Genomic DNA, 13,757 nt, shown 5'->3' with positions numbered 1-13,757 from the left:
ACCCAATCCGGTGACCCGCTCAGGGCTTCGGGGGCGAACTCGTTCCTCGGCTGCTCCCTCAAGCCGGCGTGCATATGCACGGCCCTCTCTCTGCACGCTGGCTTGAGCGGACGGCACCGCTCTCGGCGGCAATCGCAATAGGCTCGGGGGATGGCTGAACTGCACGATCTCACCGCGCTCGACCAATGGCAGGCGCTGCAGAAGGGTGAGTTCTCGCCGCTCGATCTCACCGAGCACTACCTCGCCCGCATCGAGCGCCTGAACCCCGAGCTGGGTGCCTTCGTCACGGTGACGCCGGATGCCGCACGCGCCCGCGCCGCCGCGGTCGAATCAAACGTGCCGCGCACGGCACCGATCTGGGGCCTCCCGTTCGGCGACAAGGACCTCGAGATGCGCGCCGGCGTGCCGACCCGCTTCGGCTCCCGCCTCTTCGCCGACTTCGTCCCGCCGATCTCGGACGAGATCGTCGAGGCCATGGACGCCGCAGGCGGCGTGAGCCTCGGCAAGACCGCGACCCCCGAGTTCGGGCTGCCGAGCTACACCGAGAGTCTGGCCGGCCCTCCCGCCCGCAACCCGTGGGATCCGACCCTCGGCTCCGGAGGCTCGAGCGGTGGTGCTGCGGTGGCGGTGGCATCCGGAATGCTGCCGTTCGCACCGGGCAGCGACGGCGGGGGATCGGTGCGTATTCCCGCAGCGGCATGTGGTCTCGTCGGGCTGAAGCCCTCGCGTGGACGCGTTCCGAGCGGCAGCGCCATTGACTCCCTCGCGGGCCTTGCGGTGCCCGGCCCCCTCGCCCGCACGGTCAGCGATGCGGCGCTGCTTTTCGACGCCATGATCGCGCCCAGCGGCTACCCGGCCGACCACCACTACGCGTTGCGTGCGCCCGGCGATGACGGCCCGTTCCTGGCGGCGGCGGTGCGCGGCGAAGGGCGCTTCCAGCTCGGTGTGATGACGACATCCGCCTGGGACAACGCATACGACATCACGATCGCACCCGAGGCGCGGCACGCCCTCGACGCAGCCGTCACCGCCTTGTCCACGATGGGCCACGGCATCGAGGAGACCGCGCTCGAGCCCGACGACAGCTACGCACCCGCGTTCCGCACGATCTGGCAGGCCGGCGCAGCCAGTATCCCGGCCGAGTCCGCCGAGCAGGAGCAGCTGCTCGAGCCGCTCACCCGGTGGCTGATGCACCGCGGCCGTGAACTCAGCGCTCGCACCCTCGCCGAGGCACTCAAGACGCTCGCCGCCTACGAGCGCTCCCTCATCCGCCAGCTCTCGCGCTTCGACGCCGTGCTCACCCCCGCACTCGCGCTCACCCCTCGCCCGCTCGGCTGGTACGACGCCGCAGACGGCGAACGGAACTTCGCCCAGCAGGTGCAGTACACGCCGTTCACCTCGATGCTCAATGTCAGCGGGCTGCCCGCGATCGTGCTGCCGATCGCCGAGACGGATGCCGGCCTGCCGATGGGTGTGCAGCTCATCGGGCGACCGGGCGGTGAGGCGACCCTGCTCGCCCTCGGCGCACAGCTGGAGCGGCGCGTGCGCTGGGAGCGCAGGCATCCGCAGGGCTGGTGAGCTCGAGCGCAATGGGGGACAGTTTGCCCGAATAGTTAGGCAATCCTCACTTCAACTTGACAGGGTTAGATAAGGCTTACCTAAAATGGGTGAATGCTCGGAATCGACCTCACCCTCGCCTACAACGGTACCCCCGTTGTTCACGGCGCCGACATCGCGCTCGCACCCGGCCGGGTCACCGCGCTGGTCGGTCCGAACGGCAGCGGCAAGTCCACTCTGCTGCGCACGCTCGCGCGTCTGCACGCACCGGAGTCCGGGCGCATTGAGCTCCCCCTTGAGGGCGCGGGCGGTGCAGCGGATGCCGACGCGATCGACGCGCTGAGCCTCAGCAACCGCGACTTCGCCCGCCGCGTCACCCTGCTCGCGCAGAGCCGGCCGACCCCCGCCGGCCTCTCGGTGCGTGAGGTCGTCGAATTCGGCCGTCACCCGCACCGCGGCCGCTGGACGCGCGGCGACGCCGACGGCGCGGCCGTTGTCGAGCACGCCATGAGCATCACCGGCGTCGCCGAGCTCGCCGACCGCCAGGTCGACCGCCTCTCCGGCGGCCAACTGCAGCGCGTCTGGCTCGCCAGCTGCCTCGCGCAGGACACCGCCGTGCTGCTGCTCGACGAGCCGACCACCTACCTCGACCTCCGCTACCAGGTCGAGCTTCTCGACCTCATCCGCGACCTCGCCGAGGTGCACGGCGTCACGATCGGAGTCGTGCTGCACGACCTCGACCAGGCCGCCGCGATCGCCGACCACGTCGTGCTGCTCGCCGACGGCCGCGTTCAGGCCTCCGGTTCGCCGGCGCATGTGCTCACCTCCGAGCTGCTGAGCGAGGCGTACGGCATCCGCGTCGACGTGCACAACGACGAGGCGAGCGGACACGTGCGCACCCGGGCGATCGGCCGCCACAACGCGGCACGAACGGAATCCCGCCCAGTCCTCGAACTCGCGCTGGCCTAGCGCCGGCACCGGCGGCGAGCCGGGCCGACATCGGCCGGGCGTCAGCGTGCCCGCACCCCATCAACCCCCGCACCAAGCCATTCCAGCACCACTCCACCAGACCCCCGCACCACCCCTGGCGATCCACGTCGCCGTCTCCCACCCCAAGGAACCCATGACAATGCCAATCAGAACCGCGCGCACCGTCGCCCTGTCCATCGCTGCGGCCGCGACCGCAGTACTCCTCGTCGGCTGCGGCACGACCGAAGACACCACGCCTGCGGCATCCGGCAGCGATGCGGCCATCACCATCACCGACGACCGCGGCGAGACGATCTCGCTCGACGCACCGGCCACCAAGGTCGTCGCGCTCGAGTGGAACACCGCCGAGAACCTCGTCGCACTCGGCGTGATGCCGGTTGGTGTCGCCGATGTCGAGGGCTACACCACCTGGGTCAAGGCCGAGAGCCTCGACGAGAGCGTCACGGATGTCGGCCAGCGCGGCGAGCCGAGCATCGACGCGATCGCGGGCCTCGCCCCCGAGCTCGTCGTCACCACGAGCGATCTCAGCGAGAGCGCCATCGCCCAGATCGAGGAGTTCGCCCCCGTGCTCGTCGTGCGTGGAGCCAACGCCAGCGACGCCATCGGCCAGATGGAGAAGAACCTCAACAACATCGCCACGGCGACCGGCACAGAAGACGAGGCCGCCGAGCTGATCGAAGGCTTCGACGCGAAGATCGCCGAGGGCAAGGAAGCCGTCGAGGCCGCCGGCCTCACCGGCACCGAGTTCTTCATGAGCGATGCCTGGGCCTCGAGCGGTCAGGTCTCCATCCGCCCCTACGCCCAGGGTGCGCTGCTCTCTGAGATCACCGAGGAACTCGGCATGAAGAACGCCTGGACGGCCGAGGGTGACGCCGACTACGGCCTCGGCTCCACCGACGTCGAGGGCCTCACCGCACTCGGTGACGTGAGCTTCTTCTACATCGCCACCGACGGCATGGACCCGTACCAGAACGAGCTCGCGACGAACGCCGTCTGGACCTCGCTGCCCTTCGTGCAGAGCGGCAACGTCCACCGCCTCGCCGACGGCATCTGGATGTTCGGCGGCCCCTCTTCGATGAACGACTACATCGACGCCGTCGTCGCAGCCGTCGCGCCCGCTGCCAACTAACACATTGTGACAACACTCCAGAGCGCCCCGAGCGCGACGGATGCCGCAGCACCGGCGGCCAGGAAGGCGACACTGTTCGCCGCCCTGGCCGCCGGCCTCGTGCTCGTCGCCGTGCTCGCCGCGATCCACGTGACGCAGGGCTCGTCCTCCGTCAACGTCATCGACCTGTGGAACGTCCTCACCGGCAACGGCGACGACCAGGCCGCGGCCGTGCTCGTCGCCTCCCGCGTTCCCCGCCTGCTCGCCGGGCTGCTCGTCGGAGTCTCCCTCGGCGTCGCCGGCATCGTGATGCAGACCGTCGCCCGCAACATCCTCGCCTCACCGGACACCCTCGCCGTCAACGCCGGCGCCTACCTCGCCGTGGTCGCCGTCACCGCGTTCGGCATCACCGTCCCGCTGCTCACCGGCAGCCTCATCGCCTTCCTCGGCGGCCTCGCCGCCGCCGCACTCGTTCTCGGCTTGGCCGCGGGTGGCGGTGGCAACGGCGCCAACGGTGCCGGCACCGTTCGCCTCGTGCTCGCCGGCTCCGCCATCGCCCTGGCCTTCAGCGCGCTCACCACGATGCTGCTCCTGCTCTTCTCGGAGGAGACGACGGGGCTCTTCGCCTGGGGTGCCGGAACCCTCGGCCAGACCAGCCTCGACGGCGTCGCCCAGCTCGGCCCGCTCGTGCTCGCGACCGTCCTCGTGCTCATGCTGTTCGCCCACAAGCTCGACATCCTCGCCCTCGGCGACGACACCGCAGCCGTGCTCGGCGTGCGCGTGCGCCGCACCCAGACCATCGCCATCGTGCTGGCCGTGCTGCTCTCGGCATCCGCCGTCACCGTCGCGGGGCCCATCGGCTTCGTCGGCCTCGCCGCGCCCGCGATCGTTCGCCTCATCGCCGTCCGGATCCCGGGGCTGCAGCGCCACCGTGCGCTCATCCCGGCCAGCGCCATCATGGGCGTGATCGTCGTGCTCGGCGCCGACGTGCTGCTGCGCCTGCTCTTCGGCGGGGCGGCCGGCGTCGAGGTTCCGACCGGCGTCGTCACCACCTTGTTCGGGGCCGTGTTCCTCGTCATCCTCGCGCGGAAGCTCACCGACACCGGGTCCACGGGCGCAGCCGCGGGCTTCGCGCTCAGCTCGACGGCCAGCCCGCGTACCCGCCGCGTTCTCATCGTCGGCGCCGCGGTGCTCCTCGTCGCCGTCGCGTTCGTCTCGCTGTTGCTCGGTGACGCGAAGCTCCTCGCGGGCGACCTGCTCAACTGGCTCACCGGGCAGGCCGGCCCCGTCACCGAATTCGTGCTCAACACCCGGATGCCGCGTGTGCTCGCCGCGATCCTCGCCGGTGCGGCACTCGCCGTCGCCGGTGCCGTCGTGCAGGCGGTCTCCCGGAACCCCCTGGCGGAGCCTGCGCTGCTCGGCGTCACCGGCGGTGCCGGGGTTGGCGCCGTGTTGATCATCACCGTCGCGCCCCTCGCCAGCTTCTGGGCGGTCACGGCCGGTGGCCTGCTCGGAGCGGTCGCGGCGGCCGTCATCGTCTTCGGCCTCGCCGCCCGCGGCGGCTTCGCGCAGAGCCGGCTCATCCTGATCGGTATCGGAGTCTCGGCCGCAGCCGGCGCGATCGTGAGCATGCTGATCATCTCCACCGACCCGTACAACGGAGCCAAGGCCCTCACCTGGATGGCCGGCTCCACCTACGGCCGCACCCTGCCGCAGCTCATCCCGGTGCTGATCGCGATCATCGTCGCAACGCCGCTCCTGATCCGCGCGCGTCGTGACCTCGACGTGTTGGCCCAGGATGACGACACCCCGCGCATCCTCGGGGTGCCGCTCGGTCGCACCCGGCTGGGCATGCTCAGCGTCGCGGTCGTGCTCACCGCCACCGCGGTCGCCGCCGTCGGCATGATCGGCTTCGTCGGACTCGTCGCGCCGCACGCTGCCCGCGCCCTCGTCGGCGGCAGGCACGCGCTCGTCCTGCCCATGTCCGCTCTACTCGGCGCGCTCCTCGTCTGCGTCGCAGACACGCTCGGCCGCACCGTCATCGCCCCCGGCCAACTGCCGGCCGGGCTCCTCACCGCCGTCGTCGGCGCACCATACTTCGTGTGGCTGCTCTGGCGCTCAAGGAGAACATCATGAAGCCCAGCTACCGGCACTTCGACGTCACCGTCGCCAGCATCCGCCCGCTCAGCCGACACTTCACGCGGGTGACCTTCACCGGGCCCGATCTGCACGAGTGGGGCTGGTTCGGCGCCGACCAGCGCATCAAGGTCGTGCTGCCTGGCGACATCTGGCGCACGTACACGATCCGCGCCGCACGGCCGGAGCTGCGCGAGGTTGACGTCGACTTCGTCTCGCACGGACTCACCGGCCCTGCAACGCGCTGGCTGGCCGCGGCCGCGGTCGGCGATGCGCTCGGGCTGATCGGTCCGGATGCCACCAGCGGCGCCGAACCGGACGGATACGTCTGGCGGCCGGGCGATGCGCGCACGCTGTTGCTCGCAGCGGACGAGACGGCCGTGCCCGCGGTCGCCGTGATCCTCGAGGGCCTGCCGGCGGATGCCACGGGCCATGTGTTCCTCGAGGTGCCGACATCCGGCGACGCGCTGCCGCTGCACGCCCCGGACGGCGTGAAGATCAACTGGCTTCCGCGCGAGGAGCTGGCGTACGGCGAGGCACTCGTGCCGGCCGTCACCGCCTGGATCGATGCCTGGGCCGCCGAATGGGCTCCCGTGGAGCCCATTCCCTCGGCGACTCCCGCCCCGCTGCCCGCGGCCGCGATCGACGAGGCGTCTGGCGCGGACGCGGAGAACACCGAGTACGAGATCCTCTGGGAGGTGCCGGAGCAGGCGGCATCCGCCGACCTCTACGCCTGGCTGGCCGGAGAGGCCGGAGCAATCACCGGCCTCCGCCGCCACCTCGTGCGCGAGCGCGGCGTCGACCGCAAGCAGGTCGCATTCATGGGCTACTGGAAGCTCGGTCGCTCCGAGAATTAGGGAATTGCCCGGCAGGGTTAGGCTCGGCGTATGTCTGACGATGTTCGCAACGTGCACGAAGCTCTATCGGAAATCGTCGAGCATTGGCAGCCGCATCGGCTGACCAGCGTCAATGACTACGACGTCAAGGTGGTCAAATTACAGGGTGAGTTCGTCTGGCACACCCACCCGGAGAGCGATGAGCTGTTCATGGTGGTGAGCGGGCAACTGACGATCCAGCTTCGTGATCGCGACGTCATCCTGAACCCGAACGACGTATTTGTCGTGCCGCGGGGAGTCGAGCACTGCCCGAAGGCGACAGCAGAGGTGCACGCGATTTTGTTCGAGCCGAAGGGCACGGTCAACACCGGGGACGCCGGCGGCGAGCTGACTGCGGAGTTGCGCGAGCTGGGCTGACCACTGGGCAGATCTACGGCCGCGGCCCAATCTGTCAGTTTGACTTGACAAGACGCAACTGTCAGTTCAAACTGACAGACATGGAACCAATGGATCTAGACCAGTTGCGCACCGCCGACCCGGCGACCGGACTGCGCGCCGTGACGGCGCTGCATCGACTCGCAGAACGCATAGAGGCGACCCACGTCGCCGAGGCGCGACGAGCCGGATGGTCATGGGAACAGATCGGTGACGCGCTCGGCGTCACCCGTCAATCGGTGCACGCGAAGCACGGGAAGCGAGAGAGCAATGTTTGAGCGATTCAGCCGATCGGCACGGGCGGCCGTCGAGGACGCGGTGTACGAGGCGGGGCGGCGCGGCGACCGACGCATCGGCACGGAGCACCTGCTGCTCGCCCTCCTGGCGGACGACGAGCTGGCGACGATCGTCGGCGTCGACGCGTCGGCCGCCAACGAGGCCGTCGACCGTCTGGACCGCACGGCACTCGCAGCGGTCGGGCTCACGCTGGGCGAGTACCGGCACATCCCGCTCAACCGCTCCACCCGACACACGGCGTCGATGACGTCCGGCGCGAAGATGGTGCTCAAGCGTTCCCTCGCCGCCGCAGTATCCGAGAAGGCGAAGACCATCACATCGCGGCACATGATGGTCGCGCTGCTCGAACGGAGTGAACCAGACCCGGCCGCGACGCTGCTCGCCGCGCTGCCCGTCGATCGCGCGGCACTGCGGGAACGGCTCGGCCAGGCCGGCTAACGCCGTGGCGGCGGGCTGGGCGGCTGTCGGTGCGTGTCGTCTAACGGCCGCGCGTGCGCAGGTAGCCGCCCTTTTCCAGCCCGGCCTCGATCTCGAAGCGGTTCTTCAGCGGGTTGCGACCAGCCAGCAGGTACAGCAGCGGGAACAGCATGCCGTAGCGCTGCCACTGTCGTTTGTGCACGACCTCGTGCTCGAGCACATCAGCCGTCACATTGTGGTCGGTCAGGTAGCACGCCCCGACGCAGGAGCCGCCGCGGCCGAAGGCCCACTTCGGCAGGCCGCGGAAGACGAAGAGGCCGTCAACGCGCTCGACACGGCCGGTGCTCCAGATGAAGCCCCAGACCAGGCCGACGGCGGTTGCGTAGAGGTAGCCGAGCCGGCTGAGGGGGGAGTCGAAGAGGAGCGTGCGCACAGCCTCAGCGTAGCCGCAGCGCTCGGGCGAATCGGCGCTGCCGCTCAGGCCACGTTCGGCCGGCCGTACTCCTCGAGCAACCGCAGCCAGAATTCGCTGATCGTCGGGAACGCCGGCACCGCATGCCAGAGCCGGCGAAGCGGCACCTCCCCGACCACCGCGATGGTTGCGGCCTGCAGCAGCTCGGCGACATCCGGCCCGACCATGGTGATGCCGAGGATCACCTCGCGCTCGACGTCGATTATGGCCCGCACCTGCCCCTGGTAGCCATCGCGGTGAAGCGTCGCACCGGAGACCCAGCCGAGGTTGTAGTCGATGACCCGGATGCCGCCGGCCGACTCCGCCCGTTTGGCCGCCGCTGCGGCCGTCAGCCCGACGGATGCGATCTCCGGATCGGTGAACACCACCAGCGGAACCGCTGCGTGATCGGCCGTTGCCACGTGAACGCCCCACGGCGCGTCGTCGACCCGGCCGCCGTTCGCGCGCGCCGCGATCACGTCGCCGGCCGCGCGCGCCTGGTACTTGCCCTGATGCGTCAGCAGCGCGCGATGGTTCACGTCACCGACGGCGTAGAGCCAACCGCCGGCCAGCGGTCCGTCCTGAGCATCCGCGTCGCCGGCAGCCGCGTCGCCAGCGCCCGCGTCGCCAACGGCCGCGTCACTCGGCGGCGCGACGCGCATCGTATCGTCGACCGTCAACCAGTCGCCCGGTGCCAGGCCGACGGTCTCGAGCCCGAGCTCGCCGGTGCGCGGCGCGCGGCCGGTGGCCACGAGCACCTCGTCCACATCGACGTCCTTCTGGGAATCCGAGTCGAATGCGATCCGCACGACTCCGTCTGGGCCACGGTGCACGCCGCTCGGCGAGATGCCCGTCAGCACCGTGACGCCGGACGCGACGAGCGCTTCCCGCACGGCGACACCTGCGAACGGTTCCATGCCGCCGAGCAGTCCGCCACGGGCGATGAGGGTGACCTCGGCTCCGAGCGCGCGGAACACCGTGGCCATCTCGCAGCCCACGCTGCCGCCACCGATCACGGCCAGCCTGCGCGGCACCTCGCTCACGGATGTCGCCTCCCGGCTCGTCCACGGTGCGGCCTCGGCGAGTCCTGGAATGTCGGGAATGGCCGGGTCGGTCCCGGTGCTGACGACGACGGCGTGGCGGGCGCGCACGGTGATGGGGGCGGCATCCGGGCTGGCGGCGTTCGCGCTCGAACCCTGGTTCACCGTCACGGTGCGCACCCCGCTGATGCGGCCGTGTCCGCGCACGAGGTCGATGCCCGTCTTCTCCAGCCAGCTCTCCTGCGAGGAGTCGTCCCAGTCGCCGACGAACTCGTTGCGACGGCGCAGAACCGCTTCGACGTCGAGCTCGCCGGTGACAGCGGCATCCGCACCGGCCACGGCCCGCGCGGCAGACAGCGCTGCCGCCGGCCGCAAGAGGGCCTTGGAGGGCACGCAGGCCCAGTACGAGCACTCACCTCCGACCAGTTCGGACTCGATGACGACCACGCTCAGGCCGCCGGCCTTCACACGGTCGGCCACATTCTCGCCGACGGGGCCGGCCCCGATCACGATCACGTCATAGTCGCGCTGTGTCATGGCGGCAGCCTAGACGCTGTCCCCGCGTGCGGCCACGTCTTGCGCCCAGCGGCTACCGTGTCAGCGAGCCGATCACGCGCAGAATGCTCGGCAGATCGTCCTCGGCGTCGAGCGGGGAGGCGGGGGAGAATCCGGCGATGGTCGCACCGGCGAGGGTGAATTCGGCGCGCAGGGCGGTGATCGCGGCGGTCAGCTGTTCCAGCGTCATACCGAACGGAAGAGGGTTGGCGAGCCCGGCGATGACGGCGGGGTCGAGCACGTCGAGGTCGATGTGCAGGTAGACGGTGGAGGCACCCGTCGCCCGCACGGCGTCGACGAACGCCGTCGGCGTCTCCAGATCCATGCTGGGGATCTGGGTGAGCTGCTTCTCGGCGATGAAGCGCTCCTCGCCCGGGTCGATGTCGCGGATGCCGGCGAGCACCAGCTTCGCCGGGTCGAGCGTGTGTGCGGCATCCGGAACCAGCACCCCCTCTCCGCAGAGCGCGCGCAGCACCATGCCCGTGAACGCGCCGGACGGTGAATCCTCCGCCGAGTTCAGATCGGGGTGCGCGTCGAACCAGACCACGGCCACATCGCCGGACGTGCGCGCAATGGCGTGCTCGATTGAGCCGAGGGAGACCCCGCAGTCTCCGCCGATCGTCAGCGCCCAATCCTCCACGTGGTTCAGCGCCTGGAGCTGGCGCTCGCGCACCCGCAGCAGTGAGGAGAAGCGCAGGATGCCGGTGTCGAGGGCGTCACCGCTCTCGACGGGCACATCGACGAGCACCGTCGACGACGCCGGCAGATCGCCACGGATGGCCTCTGCCCCGTCGGCCAGGCGCATCGCGCGCGGAGAGACGGAGCCCTGCCACTGGGGAACTACAACAAAAGTCACGGCCACGGTCTCAGTATCCTCCCGACGGGCGCAGAACGGTGACGAGAGCGACCGGGCACTCGCCCAGCCGGTGGCGAGACGAGGGCTCGGCCGCTCACGATGAAGGCGGCGCCGCCGGTTACTGACCGATCGCGCTGGCCGAGCCGCCGGCCTTCAGCGCGGCCAGGCGGGCGTCGACCTCGGTGAGCTCGCCGATGTCTTCGAGTTCGTTGAACTGGGCGTCGAGGCTCGAGGCCGCGAGTTCGCTTGCGCCGCGAACCCTGGCCTCCTCGCGGCGGATCTTCTCCTCGAAGCGCGACACCTCGCTGGTGGGGTCGAGGATGTCGATGCTCTTGACGGCATCCATCACCTGCGTCTGCGCCGCGGCCGTCTTCGAGCGGGCGATCAGCTCATCGCGCTTGGAGGCGAGCTGGCCCAGTTTGTCCTTCATCGCGTTCAGGCCGGACTTCAGCTTGTCGACGATCTCGGTCTGGGAGGCGATCTGCGGCTCTGCGGCCTTCGCCTCGTTCTCCGAGGTGATCTGGCGGCCGAGGGCGACCTTGGCGAGGGCGTCGAACTTGTCAGCGCCGGCCGCATCGCCTGCTGCACGCAGCTCGTCGCCCTTGCGGCTGGCGGCGATAGCCTTGTTGCCCCATTCCCTGGCGGCCTCCACGTCTTCGCGGTGGTCGTCTTCGAGCAGGCGCAGATTGCCGATGGTCTCCGCGATTGCGCTCTCGGCGTCGGCGATGCTGTTGGTGTAGTCACGCACCATCTGGTCGAGCATGAGCTTTGGGTCTTCCGCCGAGTCGATCAGGGCGTTGATGTTCGCCTTCGCGAGCTGTGCGATGCGACCGAAGATGGACTGCTTAGCCATTGTGTGTTTCCCTTCCCAAGGTTTCTTCTGGTTCGTTGCGGTACTGCTGGGTCGTCGTTCCTGATGGGTCGTGTCGATGGATCATGTCGACGAGCCGGGGATCGCCCGTGCTCGCCTAGAAGCGGCCTCCTGAGCCCCGGCGTGAGCGCGTTCCGCTGCCTCCGAAGCTGCCTGGGCTGCGGCGGCCGCCTCCGCCACCTCCTCCACCGCCGAAGATGCTGCCGCCGCCGGAACCGCGGGAGCCACCGCCGCCGCCACCGCCGAGGACCGAGTTGATCAGGATTCCGCCGAGGACGGCGCCCATCACGTTGCCGCCGGAGCCGGAACCGCCGCTGCCGCCGCCGAAGAGGCCACCGAGATCGCCGAGGCCGCCGCCGGCCGAACCACCGAACGCCCCGACGTCGTTCTGGGCGAGCCGGATGGCCTCGGCGCCGAGCTGATTCGCGCGCTGCGCCTGGGCGAGCGCCTGCACGGGGTCGGCGCCGGCGATCGACTCCGCCTGCACGATGAGCCGTCCGGCCTCGGCGAGACGGGTGCGGGCCTCGGCCCCCACGGCCCCGCGCCTGGCGGTGATGAAGTCTTCGGCGGCCGACACCTGGCTGCGCGCCGCGAGCAGCGTCTGCGAGAGTGCCGCGCTCGCCCGCTGCTCCGCGGCCCGCGCATCGCGCACGCCGCCCAGCACGGAGTCGATCTGGGTGTTCGCCGCCTCCAAGCGCTGCACGACCTCGACCGGGTTCACCCGGTCTGCCGTGAGCTTGGCGCTGACGTCGGCGAGCACCTGTTCCGTGGATGCGATGACGGCGGCCAGTCGGCCAGAGGCGTCCGCTCCTGGCGGCAGGGCCTTCGCCTCGGCGACATCGCGCTGCAGATCGCTGATCGCGGCAGAGAAACTCGCCCTGGCCTCTGTCAGGTCGTGGTCGAGCCGGTCGATGGCGTCCAGCAGGAGCTTGGCCTGGTCGACGGCCTCCTCACCGGCGCGGATGTCGACGGCTGCATCGCTCGTTCTGCCAGCGGCCAGTGCCGCCTCCGCCTCGCCGAGCGCCTGTGCGGCGAAGCCCAGACGGTCCTCTGCCTGCTGCGGGTTGTCGGCGATCGTGGCGAGCGCGGCATCCGTGTATTGAGTGGAGAGCGTGGCGAGAATTGCGCGGACACCGGCGAGCCTGGCTTGCTGTGTCCCGGCCGCCTGCCGCGTCGTCGCGAGGGCCTGCGGGGCGTTCTTCTCGAGTGCACGGAGCGCGTCGAATGCCTCGGCCTGTTCGTCGAGTACGGCGTTCGCCTTCTCGCAGTGCTCGATGATCTGGGCGTACCAGCTGCGCTGCTGCTCCTCGGTGTCCGGTTCGGCGTCGTCGAGCTTCTGCTGCAGCGTGAACCCATTGGAGAGTTGCGCCTTCGCGTCCGCCAACGCCTGCTGAAAACCGGAGGTCGCCTCGCTGCCGTATGAGGCGATGGCGAAGCCGAGTTCCTCCTCGCTCGTCTTGACGGCGTCATCCGTTCGCACGAGTGCGCTGCCCGCACGCTGCTTGAGCTCTGCGGTGCTGAGCGCCCCGATGCCCTCGCTCGGCTGCCCGCCGGATGCCGGCGACTTCGTGCGTCGGCGCAGCACGACGAACAGCACGACACCGACGACGACGATGGCGATCAGGATGAACCACACGAATCCGGAGCCGCCGCCGGAGGTCGAACCGTCCAGCGATCCGCCGCCTGCGGCGCGCTCGAGCCCGGTGGCCGCGCCGATCGCGGCCCCGGCCCAGTCGCCGTCGCGCAGTGCCGGTTCGATGTAGTTCGCGTCGATCTCGGCGAGTTGCTCATCGCTGAGCGGGGCGTCCGGTGCCGCGGACAGGTAGTAGGTGCGCCCGTCAATGGCGACGGCGAGCAGATAGTCGTTGCTGCCCATGCCGTTGGCGTTGGCCGTGTCTTCCGTCCAAGCAGCGGCGTCGTCCGGGTTCGTGAAGACGTCGACGTATGCGACGAAGAGCTGGATGCGTTCCTTCTCGTACAGGCTGTCAATCGCCTGCTCCACCTCGGCGGTGCGGTTCCCGAGCGCACCGACGGTGTCGACGATCGGGCTGGCCCCGAACGAGACGGGCTCGGCGGCCGACGCCGCCAGCGGGGCGCCGAAGACCAGGGCGATGACTGTCAATGCGGCTCCGACGCCCCAGCGAGTTCGCATCAGTCAACTTTCTTCTACGACGTCTCATCCGGTGTGAAAGCCCCCACGCAGAAGCA

At 70.0% G+C, this 13,757-nt stretch carries 13 protein-coding genes; 8 read left to right on the top strand and 5 right to left on the bottom strand.

The annotated features are described in order from the left end of the window. Positions 1-150: 150 nt before the first annotated feature. The 8 genes from ASC66_RS02100 (at position 151) to ASC66_RS02065 (ending at position 7,797) form a co-directional block, all read left to right on the top strand. Complete coding sequence (locus ASC66_RS02100; RefSeq protein WP_055834026.1) at positions 151-1,578, top strand: amidase; 1,428 nt, start codon at positions 151-153, stop codon at positions 1,576-1,578. A 93-nt stretch (positions 1,579-1,671) separates the two neighbouring features. Beyond that, complete coding sequence (locus ASC66_RS02095) at positions 1,672-2,526, top strand: ABC transporter ATP-binding protein (protein ID WP_055834024.1); 855 nt, start codon at positions 1,672-1,674, stop codon at positions 2,524-2,526. 160 nt (positions 2,527-2,686) lie between these two features. Beyond that, the gene (locus ASC66_RS02090) at positions 2,687-3,676 is read left to right on the top strand and encodes an iron-siderophore ABC transporter substrate-binding protein (RefSeq protein ID WP_055834021.1); all 990 of its coding nucleotides are present in this window, start codon (positions 2,687-2,689) and stop codon (positions 3,674-3,676) included. Between the two features lie 6 nt (positions 3,677-3,682). After that, positions 3,683-5,791 (top strand): iron ABC transporter permease, encoded by a 2,109-nt coding sequence (locus ASC66_RS02085; RefSeq protein ID WP_082491945.1) that lies wholly within the window; start codon positions 3,683-3,685, stop codon positions 5,789-5,791. Further along, positions 5,788-6,648, top strand: a complete 861-nt coding sequence (locus ASC66_RS02080) for a siderophore-interacting protein (RefSeq protein WP_055834017.1) — start codon at positions 5,788-5,790, stop codon at positions 6,646-6,648. Before ASC66_RS02085 ends, ASC66_RS02080 begins: the two co-directional genes overlap by 4 nt. 30 nt (positions 6,649-6,678) lie before the next feature. Next, positions 6,679-7,044, top strand: a complete 366-nt coding sequence (locus ASC66_RS02075) for a cupin domain-containing protein (RefSeq protein WP_055834014.1) — start codon at positions 6,679-6,681, stop codon at positions 7,042-7,044. Between the two features lie 80 nt (positions 7,045-7,124). Continuing rightward, a complete protein-coding gene (locus ASC66_RS02070; RefSeq protein WP_055834011.1) occupies positions 7,125-7,340 on the top strand; it encodes a hypothetical protein in 216 nt (71 codons plus the stop codon). Beyond that, the gene (locus ASC66_RS02065; protein ID WP_055834008.1) at positions 7,333-7,797 is read left to right on the top strand and encodes a Clp protease N-terminal domain-containing protein; all 465 of its coding nucleotides are present in this window, start codon (positions 7,333-7,335) and stop codon (positions 7,795-7,797) included. Before ASC66_RS02070 ends, ASC66_RS02065 begins: the two co-directional genes overlap by 8 nt. Positions 7,798-7,837: 40 nt before the next feature. Here ASC66_RS02065 and ASC66_RS02060 read toward each other — a convergent pair whose 3' ends face one another. From ASC66_RS02060 to ASC66_RS02040, 5 genes are all read right to left on the bottom strand, one after another. Then, a complete protein-coding gene (locus ASC66_RS02060; protein WP_055834005.1) occupies positions 7,838-8,209 on the bottom strand; it encodes a hypothetical protein in 372 nt (123 codons plus the stop codon). Positions 8,210-8,253: 44 nt separating this feature from the next. Further along, positions 8,254-9,804 carry a dihydrolipoyl dehydrogenase family protein gene (locus ASC66_RS02055; RefSeq protein WP_055834002.1) on the bottom strand — a complete coding sequence of 517 codons (1,551 nt, stop codon included), beginning with the start codon at positions 9,802-9,804 and terminating at the stop codon, positions 8,254-8,256. 52 nt (positions 9,805-9,856) lie between these two features. Next, positions 9,857-10,684, bottom strand: a complete 828-nt coding sequence (locus ASC66_RS02050; RefSeq protein ID WP_235496632.1) for an arginase family protein — start codon at positions 10,682-10,684, stop codon at positions 9,857-9,859. A 112-nt stretch (positions 10,685-10,796) separates the two neighbouring features. Continuing rightward, positions 10,797-11,531 carry a PspA/IM30 family protein gene (locus tag ASC66_RS02045; RefSeq protein WP_055833996.1) on the bottom strand — a complete coding sequence of 245 codons (735 nt, stop codon included), beginning with the start codon at positions 11,529-11,531 and terminating at the stop codon, positions 10,797-10,799. Between the two features lie 115 nt (positions 11,532-11,646). Further along, positions 11,647-13,701 (bottom strand): TPM domain-containing protein, encoded by a 2,055-nt coding sequence (locus ASC66_RS02040; RefSeq protein ID WP_055833993.1) that lies wholly within the window; start codon positions 13,699-13,701, stop codon positions 11,647-11,649. Positions 13,702-13,757 lie beyond the last annotated feature (56 nt).

It is taken from the genome of Leifsonia sp. Root4, assembly GCF_001425085.1.
Lineage (GTDB): Bacteria > Actinomycetota > Actinomycetes > Actinomycetales > Microbacteriaceae > Microterricola.
The sequence above is the reverse complement of the archived record's forward strand: the minus strand, read 5'-3'. Positions and strand labels throughout refer to the sequence as shown.

Coding starts and splice junctions, on each gene's coding strand:
- ASC66_RS02080 (WP_055834017.1), top strand. CDS start 5,788: ATGAAGCCCAGCTACCGGCACTTCGACGTCACCGTCGCCAGCATCCGC.
- ASC66_RS02070 (WP_055834011.1), top strand. CDS start 7,125: ATGGAACCAATGGATCTAGACCAGTTGCGCACCGCCGACCCGGCGACC.
- ASC66_RS02090 (WP_055834021.1), top strand. CDS start 2,687: ATGCCAATCAGAACCGCGCGCACCGTCGCCCTGTCCATCGCTGCGGCC.
- ASC66_RS02075 (WP_055834014.1), top strand. CDS start 6,679: ATGTCTGACGATGTTCGCAACGTGCACGAAGCTCTATCGGAAATCGTC.
- ASC66_RS02045 (WP_055833996.1), bottom strand. CDS start 11,531: ATGGCTAAGCAGTCCATCTTCGGTCGCATCGCACAGCTCGCGAAGGCG.
- ASC66_RS02100 (WP_055834026.1), top strand. CDS start 151: ATGGCTGAACTGCACGATCTCACCGCGCTCGACCAATGGCAGGCGCTG.
- ASC66_RS02040 (WP_055833993.1), bottom strand. CDS start 13,701: ATGCGAACTCGCTGGGGCGTCGGAGCCGCATTGACAGTCATCGCCCTG.
- ASC66_RS02095 (WP_055834024.1), top strand. CDS start 1,672: ATGCTCGGAATCGACCTCACCCTCGCCTACAACGGTACCCCCGTTGTT.
- ASC66_RS02065 (WP_055834008.1), top strand. CDS start 7,333: ATGTTTGAGCGATTCAGCCGATCGGCACGGGCGGCCGTCGAGGACGCG.
- ASC66_RS02055 (WP_055834002.1), bottom strand. CDS start 9,804: ATGACACAGCGCGACTATGACGTGATCGTGATCGGGGCCGGCCCCGTC.